Origin of the sequence: Psychrobacillus psychrodurans (genome assembly GCF_050209195.1) — a bacterium.
Classification (GTDB): Bacteria; Bacillota; Bacilli; order Bacillales_A; family Planococcaceae; genus Psychrobacillus; species Psychrobacillus psychrodurans.
On the sequence record NZ_CP189791.1, the window covers coordinates 2,945,374 to 2,963,460 of the forward strand.

Below are 18,087 nucleotides of genomic sequence, written 5' to 3' on the forward strand. Positions count from 1 at the left end.
TTTCTTACTTATCTTGATAATGAATAACGGGTTTTACCTTCACTCTTCTATATATAAAGACAATAATAGCAACTACAATAGTCACAATAGAAACGACTTGTGCAGTTCGTAATTCTCCTATTAAATAGAGACTGTCAGTACGCATCCCTTCGATGAAAAATCTTCCGATAGAGTACCATGCTGCGTAGAATAACACCATTTCACCTCGACGCAAATTCATTTTACGAAGTAATATTAGAATAACAACGCCTACAAAGTTCCAGATGGATTCATATAAAAATGTCGGGTGATAATACTTCCCATCTATATACATTTGCTCGATAATCCAGTTTGGAAGCATTAAATTTTCTAAAAAAGTTCTCGTTACTTCTCCGCCATGAGCTTCTTGGTTGATGAAATTTCCCCAACGTCCTATAGTCTGTCCGATTAAAATACTTGGTGCTACTATATCGGCAACCTTCCAAAAAGATGAGCCACGTTTTTTAGTGAAAATATAGGCCGTGATAAATGATCCAATCAATGCCCCGTGAATCGCAATTCCGCCATTCCAAATTTCAATAATCTTCCCTGGATTTTGACTATAAAAATCCCATTTAAAAATAACATAGTAAATACGTGCACTAATAATAGCGATTGGAACTGCCCAAATGAGTAAATCTGTTAAATAATCTGGATGGAAACCTCTCTTTACCATTTCTTTTTGTGCCACGAAAAATGCTAATACTATACCCAGTGCAATTATTACTCCATACCAACGTACCTCTAACGGCCCTAGAGAAAAAGCTACCGGATCAATTATTTGTAATAAACTCATATGTAACTCCCTTCAGACATTTATTAATAATCTACTTCTGCATTTTGTTCTATAACATCATTTAAACGCTTGGCGAAATCTTCTGCAGCATTTACCCCCATCTTTTTTAATCGATGATTCATTGCTGCTACTTCAATAATTACTGCTATATTTCTACCCGGACGAACTGGAACAGTTAGCTTTGTAATTGCAGTATTAATAATTTCCATTTTCTCTTCTTCGAGACCTAGACGGTCATATGTCTTTTTCTCATCCCAAATTTCTAATTCGATGACAAGCGTAATACGTTTATAGCTTCGAATGGCACTGGCCCCGAATAATGTCATTATATCAATAATGCCTAATCCGCGAATTTCTAAGAGATGCTCAATTAGCTGTGGGGCACTCCCAACTAACGTATCCTCTCCCTCTTGTCTAATTTCCACACAATCATCCGCTACTAAACGGTGCCCCCTTTTCACTAACTCTAATGCCGTTTCGCTTTTTCCGACTCCACTTTTTCCAGTGATTAGCACACCAACCCCATAAATATCTACAAGTACACCATGTACAGCAGTAGAAGGTGCTAACCTACTTTCTAAAAAGTTTGTAAGCATACTTGAAAATCTTGTTGTAGGCAAACTAGTCGTTAATACAGGAACTGAACTTTCATTGGATGCATCGATTAACTCCTGAGGCACTTCCATTCCATGAGAAACAATAATTACCGGTGTATCCTGAGCACAAAGTTTTCTCATACGTTCACTTTTTTCTTTTGGCTGTAGTAAAGCAAAAAAAGAAATCTCTGTCTTCCCTAAAAGCTGTATACGATTTGAAGGATAATGTGTAAAATATCCTGCAATTTCAATTCCCGGTCTAGAAATATCGCTTACGGAAATATGACGCCCGATGCCTTCTTTCCCACTTATCAGTGTGAGATTCAAATGTTCTTTAATATCCTTTGTCGTCACATGAGACATACCCCTAAACTCCCTTCGTCCTACAAATTAAACCTAATATCTATTTTATCATGATTAACAACTTAAATTGTATCCATTTAACTTTTCCTTCTCTATTTAAAAGAAGAAAGGAGGTTTTTTCGATGAAAATTATGCTAGATGCAGGCCATGGACCTGACACTATCGGAAAACAAACACCAGATGGGAAAATGAAAGAGTTTGAATTTAATGAGGTGGTTGCTCAGTATGTAAAAAATGAACTCACTACTTTTGGCCTGGTAGTTATGAATAGTCATAACAGGGAGAGAGATGTTCCACTTGAAGAGAGAAGCAATTTAGCTAACAAAATGGGAGTTGACGCGTTTATCTCTATCCATGCCAACGCGTATGGCACCACATGGAATAGCGTAAGTGGAATTGAAACATTTACCTATACGAAGCCTTCCGAGCAATCAATTATTCTTGCGTCGTTAATCCAAACCTCTCTATGCTCTATTACAGGAAGATCAAACCGAGGAGTAAAAAAGGCAGATTTTGCAGTTGTTCGAGATACTCGAATGCCTGCAGTATTAGTGGAATGTGGATACATGACGAATAAAAATGAAGCAAAATTATTACACTCTATAGAATATAGAAAGCGCTGTGCGAAAGCCCTTGTTTTTGCGATCCTATGTTGGATTCAGCAAAAGCGTTAATCGAGGGAAAAACTTGAAAGCATATTATAAAACCAAAATCCGGTTTTTGATGCAAAACCTGTTCCTATCGTTTTCTGTTGGTTTTGGATAGCCTTCTTACATTTAACATGCAATCTATATTATTCAGAGAGCCTGGTGTAATGATTTTGTATGTACACGATCCTATAAGATGCCCTATTTTATCTTTACTTGCTCTCATCTATTGTTTACTTGCTATCACTTGTTACTTACCTGCAGTCGACGACGCTTTACTTGCTCTACGTCTATATTTACTTGCGGTACTCTTCCTTTTACTTGCGAAACGGATAATTTTTCCAAAGTTTATTGTTGATTTACACTCGATATGTGCACATGTAGTGAAAGTCAGCGCCTCCTGCGGGAACAGAGTTAGGCGAAGCGTGGAGGCCGGTTTATTTATATATGCTTATTTTTCAAAATAAAAAAGTGGAGGGGAATAATATCCCACTCCACTTTTTATTGGTTTAACTATCCACCATTGGGATGAAGAAATCCTAAATGATGGAAGTAATAATTTATTTATTCGCCTTCTACTGTATATCGAACAACAACAGATCCTGTTTTTGCATCACCGTATACTCGTAAAGGCACAGCTTCTGAATCCACTATTTTTGTGAATCCTACTTTTTTGTTTAATAGTTGCTCTGATTGGTTCAGATGAGTGACATCAGCCAATTGAACATCTATTTTACCAATTTGAGAAGTAGCTTCTCCTTTTATCGAAACATCTTTTGGAATATACAGTTCGACCGTTCCGGCTACTGCTGTTCCTTCTATTTTGCGGGCTGCTTTATCTTTTGTTGTTAAAATAACATGTCCACTTACCGATGAACCTTCTATTTCCTTGAGCTTACCATCTACGTAAATACGACCATTCATCGTTTCTACTTCAATCGTTTCTCCTTCAACCTGCTGAACTTGAACCGATCCATTAACCGTTTCGATATCAGCTCTTTCAAACTTCAATTCATCTAATTCCACTTTACCATTTGTTGTTTTCACTTTGAATGAGTTTGCCTCTAAATTTTTAGCGATGAACTCACCATTAAATAATCGTGCAGAAATATAATTATACTCTTTCTTTGGAACATATAACGTTACTTGGACAGAAGTTGTTTTCATATCACTATATACGCGTAATTTGTTTCCTTCTGTTGAGAAGATAAATTCTTCATGGAAACGTGCCTTTGCTTCTTCTTCTGTTGAATTTCTAAAAGTTTTCACTTTAACAGAAGCACGTACATGCTCTTCTTCCGTAGAGTGAACTTCAACTTTACCATTCGCAATATTAATAGAGATATCTGTAAAATTTACATCCTCTTTGATGAATTGTTCTTCAAAAGTAACTGGGTCTCCGAATGGCATTTCAAAATCTTTCATTTTGTCGACTGTGCCTTGCATGAACTGCATGAATCGCTCACCCATTACGCTAAAGTCGCGCTTCAAATCTTCCACGAAATCGGTATTATTGTTTTGTGACTTTTTATATTCTTTTTCCTCAGGTACAAACGGTGTTGCAGGTGTAGTTTGTTTTCCTAGCTCTTCTAGTAATGCCAAAGCTTCTTGTGCAGTAATCGTGCCATTTTCAACCATATCTAAAATACGTTTTCGTTCTTCTTGCATAGTGAAAGGCCTCCTCATGAATTTATACTATAAATCATTTTACTTACATTACTATATACGATTGAAAAATCAAAAAGTTTCATCATGTAGTCGATACGGGACTTTTTTTCTTTTTAGTCGCTTTTGTTACTACTTGATCCATCCGTTGTCTATCTCTTTCTAAAATGGTTTTCAAGTACTTCCCTGTATATGAATCTTTCGATGCAATAATTTTCTCTGGTGTACCTACTGCAACGATTGTTCCTCCTTTATCTCCACCTTCTGGTCCTAGATCAATCATATAATCTGCTGTTTTAATGACATCCAGATTATGCTCAATCACTAATACGCTATCTCCGTTATCTACTAAACGTTGAAGTACTATTAGCAATCTTGCGATATCGTCTACATGAAGACCTGTAGTAGGTTCATCCAAAATATAAAAAGACTTCCCGTTAGAACGCTTGTGTAATTCAGATGCTAGCTTCACTCGCTGCGCCTCACCACCAGATAGAGTCGTTGCTGGTTGCCCTAATTCCATATATCCAAGTCCCACATCTACAATTGTTTTTATCTTCCGACTGATTTTCGGGTGGTTTTCGAAAAAGGCATAGCCGTCTTCTGCAGTCATTTTTAGGACATCCGCAATATTCTTGCCCTTGTATTGCACTTCCAAAGTCTCACGATTATATCTTTTTCCATGGCAGACTTCACATGGTACATAGACATCAGGTAGGAAGTGCATTTCAATTTTGAGAATCCCATCTCCGCGACAGGCCTCACAACGTCCGCCTTTTACATTGAAACTGAATCTACCTTTTTTGTATCCTCTTACTTTTGCTTCATTTGTCGTTGCAAAAAGGTCACGAATATCATCAAAAACTCCTGTATAGGTAGCTGGGTTAGATCTCGGGGTACGACCGATTGGAGACTGATCAATCTCAATAACTTTTTCTAGCATTTCCATACCTTCGACACCTTTATTGACGCCGGGTTTCACTCTTGAGCGGTTTAACTTCTGGGCTAATGATTTATATAATATTTCATTTACTAATGTACTTTTCCCTGATCCTGAAACTCCTGTAACAGCTGTAAATACACCTAATGGAATATCTACACTCACGTTTTTCAAGTTGTTTTCTGAAGCGCCTTTTATTTTGATAAAGCGACCATCTGGTTTTCTTCTATCCACAGGAAGTGGAATAAACTTTTGACCACTTAAATATTGTCCGGTTAAAGACTTTTTATTTTTCATCACTTGTTCAGGAGTTCCTGCAGCGATTATTTCTCCGCCATGCACTCCTGCACCTGGTCCCACGTCTATTAAATAGTCTGCCGCCATCATTGTATCTTCATCATGCTCTACAACTATTAAGGTGTTCCCAATATCTCGCATATTTTTTAATGTTTCGATCAATCGATCATTATCTCGTTGATGTAACCCTATAGAGGGTTCATCCAAAATATATAATACCCCTGTCAGTCTTGAGCCAATTTGAGTTGCCAGACGAATACGTTGCGCTTCCCCACCTGATAACGTTCCAGAAGCACGGTTTAATGTTAAATAATCTAGTCCAACATTATCCAGAAAACCTAAACGTTCATTAATCTCTCTCAGCACAAGTCGAGCAATTTGCATATCTTTTTCAGATAAGCTCAGTTCATTGAAAAACTTATTTGCTTCTTCAATGGAGTACTTTGTAATTTCCCCAATATGTAGGGAATTTATCTTAACTGCAAGTGTTTCTTCTTTTAGGCGATAGCCATTACATGTAGGACAGTCATGCTGCTCCATATATTTTTCCATTTGCTCACGAATATAATCGGACGACGTATCTTTATATCTCCGCTCTATATTCGCAAGAACTCCTTCAAATGAAATCATGCTATCTCGAACTTGTCCAAACTCATTTTCATATCGAAAACGGAATTTATCATTGTCTGACCCATACATAATTTTGTTCCATTGATCAATCGGCAATTTTTCAACTGGAACATTCATTTTTATTTTGTAATGCTTACATACTGCCTCTAAGAGTTTCGGATAATACTGAGAGCTCGTTGGCTGCCATGCAACAATGGCTCCGTCTGCTAGAGTGACGCTTTTGTCTGGAACAACTAAATCGGGATCCACCTCTAACCTTGTACCAAGTCCATCACAATCAGTACAAGCACCAAATGGACTATTAAAAGAAAACATTCGTGGTTCTAATTCTCCTATAGAAAATCCACATATCGGACAGGCGTGATGCTCACTAAATAGAATTTCTTCGTGTTCCATAACATCTATTAAAACTTTGCCATCTGCAATTCTTAGAGCTGACTCTAGAGAATCACTAAGCCTTGCAGCAACTCCTTCTTTCATAATAATTCTGTCGATGACAACTTCAATATTATGTTTTTTATTTTTATCTAGGTTGATATCATCGTCTAAATCGATTAACTCTCCATTAATACGTACACGAACGAAACCTTCTTTTTTCATCTCTTCCAAAAGCTTTACATGAGTCCCTTTACGTCCTGAAACAATTGGTGCCAGCACTTGCATCTTGGTTTTTTCTGGATATTCACTTAAGCGATCAACCATCTGTTCAATCGTTTGAGATGAAATTTCAATACCATGATTTGGACATATTGGTTTTCCAACTCGAGCATACAATAGTCGCATATAGTCATAAATCTCCGTCACAGTAGCTACTGTAGAGCGTGGGTTTTTACTAGTTGTTTTTTGATCGATAGAAATAGCTGGTGATAGTCCCTCAATGACGTCGACATCTGGCTTTTCCATTTGCCCCAAAAATTGTCGTGCATAGGCTGATAATGACTCTACATATCGACGTTGTCCCTCCGCGTAAATTGTATCGAAAGCTAAGGAGGATTTACCAGAGCCAGAAAGGCCAGTCATGACTACTAGCTTATCTCTTGGTATTTTCAAGCTTACATTTTTTAAATTATTTGCACGTGCACCTTGAATCACGATTTCTTGATTTTTCAACTTCTATCACCCTTCCAGCTTCAGTTCCAAAATTGCATCGCGTAATTCTGCAGCTCGTTCAAAATTAAGTGCTTTAGCTGCATCTTTCATTTCTTTTTCTAGATTTTCTAGAAGTGTTGCCTTTTCTTCTTTCGTTAATGGTTTTCCGCTTATTAAGCGTTGTGCATATGTTTCTTCCTCTTCTGCAACCTGTGATGCACGGATAACATCGCCTATTTTCTTTTGAATTGTTTTTGGTGTGATGCCATGTTTTTCGTTATATTCCAATTGAATTGTTCGGCGACGTTTCGTTTCATCAATTGCTTTTCGCATAGAGTCTGTCATTTTATCCGCATACATAATAACTTCTCCATTAGAATTACGTGCAGCACGACCAATAGTCTGGATTAATGAACGTTCAGAACGTAAAAACCCTTCTTTATCGGCATCTAATATTGCTACTAGAGACACCTCTGGTATATCTATTCCTTCTCGCAACAAGTTAATTCCTATTAGTACATCGTAGGTACCTAAACGAAGTTCCCGAATAATTTCAGTACGCTCTAGTGTCTTTACTTCTGAATGTAAATACTGTACCTTTATACCGATTTCCTTTAAGTAGTCCGTTAAATCCTCCGACATTTTTTTCGTTAACGTCGTAATTAAAACACGCTCATTTTTAGCCGATCTTTCATGTATTTCATTGATTAAATCATCTATTTGACCTTCAATAGGCTTCACTGTTATGACTGGGTCCAATAGTCCTGTAGGACGGATAATTTGTTCCACCATTTCCGGTGTATGCTCTAGCTCATAAGGGCCAGGTGTTGCTGAAACAAATATAGCTTGGTTAATATGTTTTTCATATTCAGTAAATGTAAGGGGGCGATTATCTAGAGCAGATGGCAATCGGAATCCGTAATTTACTAGCACAGATTTCCTCGCTTGGTCACCATTATACATTCCTCTTACTTGAGGTAATGAAACGTGACTTTCATCTACTACGAGTAAAAAGTCTTCTGGAAAATAATCAAGTAATGTGTAAGGAACCGCTCCAGCTTCTCTTAATGTTAAATGTCTAGAGTAGTTTTCAATGCCTGAACAAAATCCCATTTCCTCCATCATTTCTAAATCATACCTAGTTCGTTGCTCCAATCGCTGAGCCTCTAAAAGCTTATCCTCGCTCCTCAAATACGCAAGCTGTTCTTCTAGTTCTTTTTCAATATTTGCTATGGCCAGCTTCATCTTTTCTTCACGGGTAACGAAGTGGGACGCAGGGAATATAGCTACGTGGTCACGTTCTCCTAAAATTTCTCCAGTAAGCGCATTAACTTCACGAATACGATCAATCTCATCTCCAAAGAACTCCACACGAAGACACTTTTCATCACGTGAAGCCGGAAAAATTTCTACTACATCTCCACGAACACGGAATTTTCCGCGTACGAAGTTCAAATCGTTTCGTTCATATTGAATATCGACGAGTTTACGTAATAGCTGATTACGATCTATTTCCATTCCGGTTCTTAATGATAAGACCATCTCTTTATATTCCTCAGGATTACCTAAACCGTAAATACAGGATACTGATGCGATAATAATGACATCTTTTCTTTCAAATAAAGAAGAAGTAGCAGAATGTCGGAGCTTATCTATCTCCTCGTTAATACTAGAATCTTTTTCTATAAATGTATCGGTTGATGGAACATATGCTTCTGGTTGAAAATAATCATAGTAACTAACGAAGTACTCGACCGCATTGTTCGGAAAAAACTCTTTAAACTCATTATATAATTGACCCGCTAGTGTTTTGTTATGTGCCATCACTAATGTCGGTTTGTTTATCTGTTGAATTACATTTGAAATAGTATATGTTTTACCTGTGCCTGTCGCACCTAGTAAGGTTTGATATCTTTTCCCTTCATTAACCCCTTCTACTAGTTCTTTAATTGCTTCTATTTGATCTCCCGCTGGCTCATACGGAGCTTGCAAGTCAAAAGTTTGTTCCATACATAAGCCTCCCATTTTTTTGAATAATTTCAGTTTAACATACTCTTTTTTTGATTCCTACTAAAACGAACATATGTTTTTTTAATATAATAAAAAGCCACTGATACCAGTGACTTTCGACTTCATTATTATCTTTTCGATGCTTCTTGTGCTAAATATAATCCTACCTTATGGTTTTGTCTCCAAATCGCATCCCACTTCGATAGAGGTACAGGTTGCTCTCCAATATATGGAGAAATTTCTAGTGTAATACCAGGCATTTTCGTTTCCTGGATAAACCAATCAGCAGATGCTCCAGAGCCTGGCAAATATTGAGGCGGCATTACTTTATAACCGGTAAGTTTCGATAATGTTTTTGCCAGCGCTTGATCGCGCTTAGATTCTGCTGTCTTTTGATAGTTAAACCAGTACATTATTTGTCCCGAAGAGTGATAAGAAATATACGTTTTAAACTTATGTTTCTTGACGAAATCTCGAAACGCCTTTGACTCCGGTTCACTAAAAGCACTCGGTCCTTTATACGCCATATATGCTGGTTGCTTATGTCCACCTTTGATCTTATCCCAACCAGAGGCAAAGTTATCGTTTAAATCTACCCCGCGTATATTCGATTTCCATCTATTAAAATTAGAGTTTCCATTAATTTTTGTAGCAAGTGCGCCATTCTTCATAGATGTTGGTCCTGATTGAACAAGTTTTACACCATCTGGGTTCATCATAGGGATAAACCAAATAGCAGTTTGGTCTAAAGCCTGACGAACATTATATCCACCATAAACAGATTTATTTTCGTAATGAATACTATATGTATCAATCATTTCTGCTACCACATTTGTCGTCATATGCTCACGAGCATGTAAGGAACCATCAAGCAGTACTTCCTTTTTTCCGTTTCCAATTTTCATCGCATACAGAGGAGTACCTTCTACTGATTTACCTATTTGCTCTAGCCTCGTAAATTCAGGATATAACGCTGCAATTACATTAAGTAGATATGTCATTTCTTCATACTTCAGTACTTTTTTCGGTTGCAATAAATCCATGTGGACAAAATCATTCATATTTATTCTTGCCTCTTGTCCTAGAAAATAGATAATTCCTCTACTCTTCTCTACTCCTATTAAATCCACAGATTGATTGGCTGCTAGTGTCCCAATTTCGATAGACTGTGTATTGTAAACAGGTACCTCCACACGATTATATAGTTTCATCGGATATGTCGCTTTTTTTATAGCATCATTAGAAGGACTCAAAGTAGGAATTGTACCCTCCAGAGGAATATAAAAGACATCTTTACCTACTTCTACTAAATGATAGACTGAGGAAGTTTTTGTACGAGTTAAAACTGCGTCTTTTAATATTATGCCCTTTTGCACAAGCTTCCCTTTTTTCATAACATAGTATGGGATTTGCTCATCGACTACCTTAAAACTCATTTGTTCCTGTTCAAATAAAACACTCGCTTGATCACTATAGATAAATCCTGGAACTCCATTAAAATCAATTTGATAATACCCAGCCACTAAGCCTGTCGTTTCGTATACTTCCGCTGTTGTTCCTTCTAATAATATAGAAGATTCATTGGAGGTATCTGATAATACTTGATAGCTATCGAGCGTTTTAATATTCCACTTATCTTCTGCTTGGACAATAGTTGGTAGAAGCAATAGTAAGAATAATGCTAGTAGCGTATAACGTTTCATTTATTGTTCCTCCCTTGTTATCTCATATAGTGGAAAACCTTTACTTCTCTAGCTTATCGTAGTTTTTTGTCAAAAGAAATAGAATTTTGTGATATAAAAAAACCACTTCCTAATGAAAGTGGTTTTTTACGCAGTACTTTGTTATCTAGGACTGTTTAGTTGATGAAGTGCTGTTGTATACTCTAAAAATGCGTCCATATCTTTTCGATCTAGTGCTTCGTCTATTAAAGCAAAGAGACGATTACTACTTTGTTCCCGGTGGATAATGTTCAAAAACATATCAAGATATATTTCGTTTAACAATTTTTCGGCAGAGCTTTCATTCCCCGTTTGACCCATTGCTTTTAAGAAATCTGCATATGAATATTGTTTGTCCATCTCCATCACCCCGATGTCTTTTTTCTATTATATAAAAGCAACGAACTACTTGCAATCATTTTGAGAAAATTACAACTAGATAGTAAATAAGGAATATTTTAAAAATTCGTTATATATGCTTGATTTACTTCCAAAATTAACTATAATTGAGGTATATAATACAAAGGGGTGGATTTTTATGTCGAAAAAAGTAGAAGAAAAATCTTTTTTTATTTCATTTGAAACCGCTGTACTTCAACCTATTGTAGTGAATAATACGATATTTACAAAAGTAACTAATTTTTCAGGTGAATCAAATATAATAGGTAAAAAGCCTTTTGATATCGTTCGCCACTCTTGCTCTTTTTACGGTTCTTCGTTCCAACACACTGCTCAATTATCGAGAGATGCGATTGGAAACTATTTAAAGCTACCGATTCTCATAGCTCATGACTTTGGAAATCCGTGTATATTCATACCAATACTCTCTCCTAAATCGGATTTAAATGTTTGGTTCTCTTTTAGAGCAATAGAATCATTTTATCCTTCTAAAGATGGTTGTATAGTCGTTTTAACAAATGGCCAAAAAATAACTGTGCCTTCATCTCCTCAGACAATAAGTAGACAGGTTGGATTTGCTAATATACTAAATATGCATTTGCTAAAACGGATGAGCCATCTGATAAATACTGGTTATATTACTAAAATTCCACAATTTCAAAAAGACTCACAGTACTAACGAAGTTTTTCTACTACAGCCAAATATATAGATAGTAGTTCTTCGACTCTGTTGCGGAGACGAACGTTTAGGTAACGACGATGTTCTTCATAACCTCCATGAAAAAATACATACTCTGTGAACATATCATCTCCTTCTCCTCGAAGAACTTTCATACTGTGACGCTTCATATACATATGCGTCTGTTTTAGTTCTTTCTGAACTTGCTTTCCTGCTTCTTCCACTAAAATGATGTATGGACGCTTCAATTTAAATGGAGCCTTTTCAAAAATAGTTCGATCTTTTTCTAAGATAGTCAGGACCATTGGAAGATAAATCATGTTTTCAAAATATGGAATTGCCTCTTCCGGTATTAATGGCATAACTACTCCTCCTCATTGGGAACGTGTGTTCTGATTTTTATTTTACTACTTTTATCAAAAAATGCAACAATCGAGTCATTGGTATATAAATGAAACAATTACAAAAAAATTATAATAGTGGATAGGAATAAAGAAATTTTCAGGAAATCTTCCACCTTAACTACAAAAACAATCACTAAAAAAGAACAACTGCCATCTATAAAATGGCAGTTGTTCTTAACCTATTATATCCATAGCCCAACTACGGGCTTCTAAATAATATTTGTTTAATGTAGCGTGATTAATATCGATAGCCTCTGCACCTGCAATTATGTCATCCCATCTTACTTCATCACAAGCTACGGAAAGCTCTAGATAAGGAGTCATATCGGTAGCTTTCCCAGAAAGCGTTTCTACTACCTCATCCGTAAGCGGAAGTTCTTGAAGTAAATGACTCATCTTCCGATGTAGTAATGTGTCGATTAAAGAAAACATACCTACTAGGAAATATTCAGAGGAGTTTTGTAAAAACTGTCTTTTAGCCAGTAACTCACAAAACTTGGCCCGGAATAAGGATGCTTCAATAAGAGCCATTCCATCTCCATTAGAATTTGCTTTCGACTCTCTTAACATTAATACATATATCCAGTGATTCAATTCTTCTAATCCCAACATCACTACCGCTTGTTTAATGGAACGAATTTTAGATTTTTTTCTAGCGGCTGGTGAGTTAATGATTTTTAAAACTTTAAAGGAAATGGACACATCACGCTCGATTTCTTCTGCTATTTGCTCAATAGAGGAAACTTGGTTACGAAGCAAACTAATAATGCGGAAATACTGTGCCATATTAGCAGGAATATCAGTCCCTTTAATAATTTCAGGTTTGGCAAAGAAGTAGCCTTGGAACAATCCGTATCCTGCCTCTTTGGCATCATAAAATTCTTCACGCGTCTCTACTTTTTCAGCTAAAAGTACAATATGAGGATAATTTTTCTTCACAATTTCTTCAATAACTTTTCTCTCAGAAGGCTTACTCAAAATAAAATCAACTTTGATAAAATTAACTAAACTAAATAACTCATCATATAAGTTTATATTTTTATGTAAAATAAAGTCATCTAAAGCAAGTAAAAAACCTAACTTTTTTATGTATTTAAGCTTTTGAATTAAAGAAGGGGTAATTGGAATATCCTCTAAAACTTCCACAACTATACGTTTAGGTGGAAGTTTATCAAATAATGTATTATCTAATAAATTTTCAGTAAAATTAATAAAACACAACTTTTCTCCCGCAAGATTATTTATACCTATCGTTAAAAATGAATGGGTTAATACCTCTAAAGTTGCTAAATCGCCATCTATAACAGGAAAAGCATTCGTACTACTATCACGATACAATAATTCAAAAGCAAAAATATGCTCTTTTTTTGTAAAGATAGGTTGTCTCGCCACAAAAATATCCATACAAACTCCTCAAATCCATAAATATTCAGTATTTCTATTATAACAAATCTTTCCATGAAAATCGATATATTTTCTATTTATTTCCTATGGATGACAGAAAACTTGGAACATGATATGTTTGATAATGGGGAGAGAAAGTCGAAAGGGGAGAAATATTCATGGAATACATCCGTTATAATCAACAGGGTAATTTAGCATATGTCACTTTAAACAGACCAGACTCATTAAATGCATTTAACTATGAGATGCTTCGTGAACTTGGAGATATTGCAGAATCTATTCGCATTAATCCAGACATCCGTGTAGTTATTTTCACAGGGGCAGGAGAAAAGTCATTTAGTGTAGGTGCAGACTTAAAGGAACGAAAAACATTAACTGATCAACAAGTAAAACGTAATATATACAAAATCGGAGAAGTATTTACTGCAATTGAAAACCTTCCACAACCAACAATAGCTATGCTAAACGGCTATGCATTTGGGGGTGGAACAGAATTAGCACTTGCCTGTGATTTTAGAATTGCCTCTGATGATATTCAGCTTGGTTTAACTGAAACAAGTTTGGCAATAATACCAGGAGCTGGTGGGACACAACGTCTACCAAGACTTATCGGAGAATCAAAAGCATTAGAACTAATTTTAACTGCTAAAAGGCTAAAATCAGAAGAAGCACTCTCCTATGGGTTGGTAACAAAGGTAACAACGAGAGGAACACTGCAGGAAGAAACCGAAGCATTTGCTGCACTGATGCTTGCAAATGGACCTATTGCCTTACAACAAGCTAAGTTTGCTGTAAAGCATGGGATGAATGTGGACCTACAAACTGGTTTAAATATCGAAAGAAAAGCATATGAAATAACTATTCCTACAGAAGATCGTATAGAAGCACTTCAAGCCTTCGTAGAAAAAAGAAAACCTGTTTTTAAAGGGAAATAAATTTATCCATTATAAGTACTAATGATAGGGTTTAGATTTTTTGATTTCTTTGCTACTCTGTGTAAAAGTTGGTATACTAAATGCATAAAACAGATACAATATAAAAACCGCTAAGATGTGCAACCATCTAAGCGGCCAAATAGAATGATTCCCTGCAAGGGGGATGGCACGACAGACAAAAGTAATCCAACCGAGCGCTAACTCATAGGTGGATTACTTTTTTCGTGTCATTGAAAAGCTAAGTGTAATAAGAGCTACAAGTAGCGAAGAAAAACTAATCATTATTACAAGCGATTCGAAAACAGTCAAAAGCAGCACCCCCTCTCTGTCTATAACTCTTTGACAGAAAGAACAAAGCAGGTGCCAACCACCCATGAGTTTATCAATCTATTTCCTCTAGTATACCACACACATATTCCTTAATATCAGAATTAACAGATATATCAATAAAAATTCCTAAAGAAAAACCAGACAAAAAGTCGCCAGTCCTAATAGTCTAACGTTTAGAAGTGCTTTAGACAGACTTACCACTTATCGCTAATATGATTGGCCAATGTTTTTAGAGATGCTGGTCATGACTAATGTTCCTAGAGTAAGCTCACGAGGATGCAATTTCGTTTGCTATTCAATTCACTCATTGGATTATCGCATTTCTAATGCAAAATCGATTACAAATAATTTGATACCTCTCTAAAATTTGACCAATCTTATCATCTAAGCAATAAGCTATGCTAAATCTTCTATTGGAGTACTACACACTACATCGACGGTGATAGCTCATCGCTCCCCCCGCGGAAAGCGTCCATCTGCAACGAAAATCATGAACTCAGAATTCACAGGAACCACCAGTGTTCACGGAACATTTTTACATATTTTCTTATAAATAAAAAAGGACAGATAATCTGCAAAAATTTACAGCAGTTATCTATCCTTTTTTAGCTACTTATTCAGCTCGTTCTCTTTCGATGTGTCTTCATTTATGTCCTTAAATTCAGGTTCCTCCCCAAATTCAGTTCCATATTGAAGATTTCGAGAACTTTGTCTGCTCGTCCCAAACTCTTCTTCTTCGGACGTTCTAAATAAAAGTGGAATGCAGATTAAGCCGCTAATGCCAACCAATGCATAGATCACTTTAGAAAATAGTGCAGTCTGCCCACCGAAAATAGATGCAACTAAATCGAATTCAAAAAAGCCGATCAATCCCCAGTTAATAGCACCAATTATAACGAGGGCTAAAGCAAGCCGATGTATAAATCCCACTGATTAACTCCTCCTTCATTAGTTGTATGAATGATAGCGACGATATGGGATAACATATCGTAAACAACTAAGATTCGCTCTTATCTTTTACCAGAAGTAACGATTCATACATGAAGAGAAATCAAAATCCGAAAAATCCATGATTACTGCTGAAAGCAACGAGTACGATTTTAATGAATAAAAAATTGTGATATCAAGCAGATATTTATCATTTATTGAAACGCGTAATTATAATATAATATTGACTCATCTGTACTTATAGATATTGTAAAATACAATGTTAAGGGACAGTTTTTATTTTATCCTTTTTCATAAATTCCATTTTTGTTTCTGAAATAAGAATAGCTAATAGAATAATCAAGGCGCCGATAATCATTCTGCTCGTCATAATCTCGCTCAGGATGATAACGGAAAAGAGCATGCCCCAAAAAGATTCAGTAGCTAAAATAATTGCTGCCTTTGTTTCTGTTATGTATTTTTGAGCAACTGTTTGCATTAGAAAAGCAATGGTTGTGGAGAAAATTCCTAAGTATAACAGATTCATCATACCCTCAGATTCCATAGAAAAGCTCGTCTCTCCTCTAAATATCACGACGATACAACCAATTACTGCGGCAGTAACCATTTGTACAATAGTTAGCACAACAGGATCCTCTGTCTTAACAAACTTAGCTGTGTAAAAAATATGAAAAGCAAAACCTACCGCACAGCCTAAAGTCAATAAATCTCCTACATTCACGTCAGAAGATAATTTTAAAGAAAGTATAGCAATACCAACAATAGCCAGAAGAGCCCCTGAAAGTTCGTACATATCTATTTTTCTTTTATATAAAAGAAATCCTATAAAAGGTACGATTACCACGTTCACAGCTGTTAAAAAAGCATTTTTTGATGGTGTTGTGAATTGTAAACCCACTGTTTGAAGAGCAAAAGCTATGTATAAAAATATACCTAATAATGCTCCTTTAATTAGCGTACTTTTCTTTAATTTATTCAGCTTCTTGAAGAATATAAGGCTTAATATAACTGCTCCCACTAAAAACCTACCAGCTAAAATCTGGTAAGGCGTATAGTGTTCCAAAGCCACTGCACTGGCTACAAACCCACTCCCCCAAATTATCGCTGTAAGAACTAGCAATATTTCTCCGATGTATTTAAACATTATTTCCACCAACCTTTTTTCACTAAAACTAGTATATCGCAAGAATTCAAAAAAAAGCGCCTTCTTCTACAATATTTTTGTTGTAGGAAAAGACGCTTTTTATTTAGGAAATACTTTCTTGTAAACTTTGTTTTACACTTTGCAATGTTTCTTTCTTTTGAATTAACCGTACAAAAATATTATTAGCAAGAAGGGACAGTATGATAAATCCTACTCCTATAATTTCAAAGGCAGATATGTGGTTTCCTTGAATACTCGAAATAACAAGCGTCGTTACAGGAACAAAATTAATAAATAACAAAGCATTTAAAGGTGATAGAATACTAACTCCAACATTCCAACCTACTAAGGCAATAACTCCTGGAAAGATAATCATGAATAGTAGATGAGGAGTAACTGCTTGAACCGTATCAACTGTCGGTATAGAGACGTAACCTATCATTGTCGCTATTCCTACAATGATTATTGCTGAAAGCGTACCTAGCAAACAGCTTAATGTCGAGTAACGAAGGACAGACCAACCTCTAAATTTGTCTCCTCCCATCGTATACACAACCCACCCTACTACTGCGACTAATATAAATAAGGATGGAATAATATTATTAGTTGCAGAAAGAAACGCTCCTATATTCCCTTTCGTGATAACAAGTATCGCTCCAACGAAAGAAATAACAACACATAATAATGTAAATGAATAAGGACGACGTCTATAAAATAACCAAACGATTATAATTGAGATCATAGGCATCAATGATTCCATAATAGATGCAACCATTACACCTGGTTCTCCAAGTATATCCTCACCCCAGAAAATTAGTAAATTATAGACGGTAAATGCCATTGTGCCGAAAAACCATAATAGCATTCCTTTCCCCTCCATGCGAAATGCCTTTGGTCCTTCCTTCCATAATAAAAACAAGACCAAAATAATCGCCACTGCTCCATATCGGAAAATGGTAAAGTAAAACGGATCAATATATGTAAAAGCATGATGTGCAACTGGAAACATTGCCCCCCACGATACACTTGCGATAAAACATAGAAAAGCTCCTAAAAAAATATTGTTTTTCAT

At 36.0% G+C, this 18,087-nt stretch carries 16 protein-coding genes; 3 read left to right on the top strand and 13 right to left on the bottom strand.

Going from position 1 to position 18,087, the window contains the following annotated elements; all coding sequences use genetic code 11:
- Nucleotides 1-4: 4 nt before the first annotated feature.
- Together lgt and hprK are read right to left on the bottom strand one after the other, a co-directional pair.
- Nucleotides 5-814: a prolipoprotein diacylglyceryl transferase gene (gene lgt / locus ACQCPR_RS14500; protein ID WP_427137365.1), complete on the bottom strand. Its 810-nt coding sequence runs from the start codon at nt 812-814 to the stop codon at nt 5-7.
- 23 nt (nt 815-837) lie between these two features.
- A complete protein-coding gene (hprK, locus tag ACQCPR_RS14505) occupies nt 838-1,773 on the bottom strand; it encodes an HPr(Ser) kinase/phosphatase (RefSeq protein WP_093495018.1) in 936 nt (311 codons plus the stop codon).
- 122 nt (nt 1,774-1,895) lie between these two features.
- Between hprK and ACQCPR_RS14510 the strand changes: the two genes are divergently transcribed.
- Nucleotides 1,896-2,447, top strand: a complete 552-nt coding sequence (locus tag ACQCPR_RS14510; protein ID WP_427137366.1) for an N-acetylmuramoyl-L-alanine amidase — start codon at nt 1,896-1,898, stop codon at nt 2,445-2,447.
- A gap of 537 nt (nt 2,448-2,984) precedes the next feature.
- Here ACQCPR_RS14510 and ACQCPR_RS14515 read toward each other — a convergent pair.
- The 5 genes from ACQCPR_RS14515 to ACQCPR_RS14535 form a co-directional block, all read right to left on the bottom strand.
- Complete coding sequence (locus ACQCPR_RS14515; protein WP_090566718.1) at nt 2,985-4,088, bottom strand: DUF4097 family beta strand repeat-containing protein; 1,104 nt, start codon at nt 4,086-4,088, stop codon at nt 2,985-2,987.
- 82 nt (nt 4,089-4,170) lie between these two features.
- Nucleotides 4,171-7,062 (bottom strand): excinuclease ABC subunit UvrA, encoded by a 2,892-nt coding sequence (uvrA, locus tag ACQCPR_RS14520; RefSeq protein WP_090566715.1) that lies wholly within the window; start codon nt 7,060-7,062, stop codon nt 4,171-4,173.
- Nucleotides 7,063-7,068: 6 nt separating this feature from the next.
- Nucleotides 7,069-9,051 carry an excinuclease ABC subunit UvrB gene (gene uvrB, locus ACQCPR_RS14525; RefSeq protein ID WP_090566712.1) on the bottom strand — a complete coding sequence of 661 codons (1,983 nt, stop codon included), beginning with the start codon at nt 9,049-9,051 and terminating at the stop codon, nt 7,069-7,071.
- Nucleotides 9,052-9,179: 128 nt separating this feature from the next.
- Nucleotides 9,180-10,754 carry a M14 family zinc carboxypeptidase gene (locus ACQCPR_RS14530; RefSeq protein ID WP_427137367.1) on the bottom strand — a complete coding sequence of 525 codons (1,575 nt, stop codon included), beginning with the start codon at nt 10,752-10,754 and terminating at the stop codon, nt 9,180-9,182.
- Nucleotides 10,755-10,895: 141 nt separating this feature from the next.
- The gene (locus ACQCPR_RS14535; RefSeq protein ID WP_090566707.1) at nt 10,896-11,132 is read right to left on the bottom strand and encodes an IDEAL domain-containing protein; all 237 of its coding nucleotides are present in this window, start codon (nt 11,130-11,132) and stop codon (nt 10,896-10,898) included.
- Nucleotides 11,133-11,310: 178 nt separating this feature from the next.
- On the opposite strand from ACQCPR_RS14535, the gene ACQCPR_RS14540 reads away from it, so the two are divergent.
- Entirely contained in the window at nt 11,311-11,850 is a 540-nt protein-coding gene (locus ACQCPR_RS14540; RefSeq protein ID WP_241599022.1) for a competence protein ComK, read from the top strand.
- Here the strand turns inward: ACQCPR_RS14540 and ACQCPR_RS14545 are convergent.
- Nucleotides 11,847-12,212 (bottom strand): hypothetical protein, encoded by a 366-nt coding sequence (locus ACQCPR_RS14545; protein WP_090566701.1) that lies wholly within the window; start codon nt 12,210-12,212, stop codon nt 11,847-11,849. The genes ACQCPR_RS14540 and ACQCPR_RS14545 overlap by 4 nt on opposite strands.
- 216 nt (nt 12,213-12,428) lie before the next feature.
- Entirely contained in the window at nt 12,429-13,658 is a 1,230-nt protein-coding gene (locus tag ACQCPR_RS14550; protein WP_427137368.1) for an EAL and HDOD domain-containing protein, read from the bottom strand.
- Nucleotides 13,659-13,816: 158 nt separating this feature from the next.
- Here ACQCPR_RS14550 and ACQCPR_RS14555 point away from each other — a divergent pair, with 158 nt between their 5' ends.
- Nucleotides 13,817-14,593: an enoyl-CoA hydratase-related protein gene (locus ACQCPR_RS14555; protein ID WP_241599018.1), complete on the top strand. Its 777-nt coding sequence runs from the start codon at nt 13,817-13,819 to the stop codon at nt 14,591-14,593.
- Between the two features lie 213 nt (nt 14,594-14,806).
- Here ACQCPR_RS14555 and ACQCPR_RS14560 read toward each other — a convergent pair whose 3' ends face one another.
- The 4 genes from ACQCPR_RS14560 to ACQCPR_RS14575 form a co-directional block, all read right to left on the bottom strand.
- Entirely contained in the window at nt 14,807-14,968 is a 162-nt protein-coding gene (locus ACQCPR_RS14560; RefSeq protein ID WP_416235946.1) for a putative holin-like toxin, read from the bottom strand.
- 564 nt (nt 14,969-15,532) lie between these two features.
- A complete protein-coding gene (locus tag ACQCPR_RS14565) occupies nt 15,533-15,853 on the bottom strand; it encodes a DUF378 domain-containing protein (RefSeq protein WP_090566692.1) in 321 nt (106 codons plus the stop codon).
- Between the two features lie 280 nt (nt 15,854-16,133).
- Nucleotides 16,134-17,015 (bottom strand): DMT family transporter, encoded by an 882-nt coding sequence (locus ACQCPR_RS14570; protein ID WP_090566689.1) that lies wholly within the window; start codon nt 17,013-17,015, stop codon nt 16,134-16,136.
- Between the two features lie 103 nt (nt 17,016-17,118).
- Nucleotides 17,119-18,087: a DMT family transporter gene (locus ACQCPR_RS14575; protein ID WP_427137369.1), complete on the bottom strand. Its 969-nt coding sequence runs from the start codon at nt 18,085-18,087 to the stop codon at nt 17,119-17,121.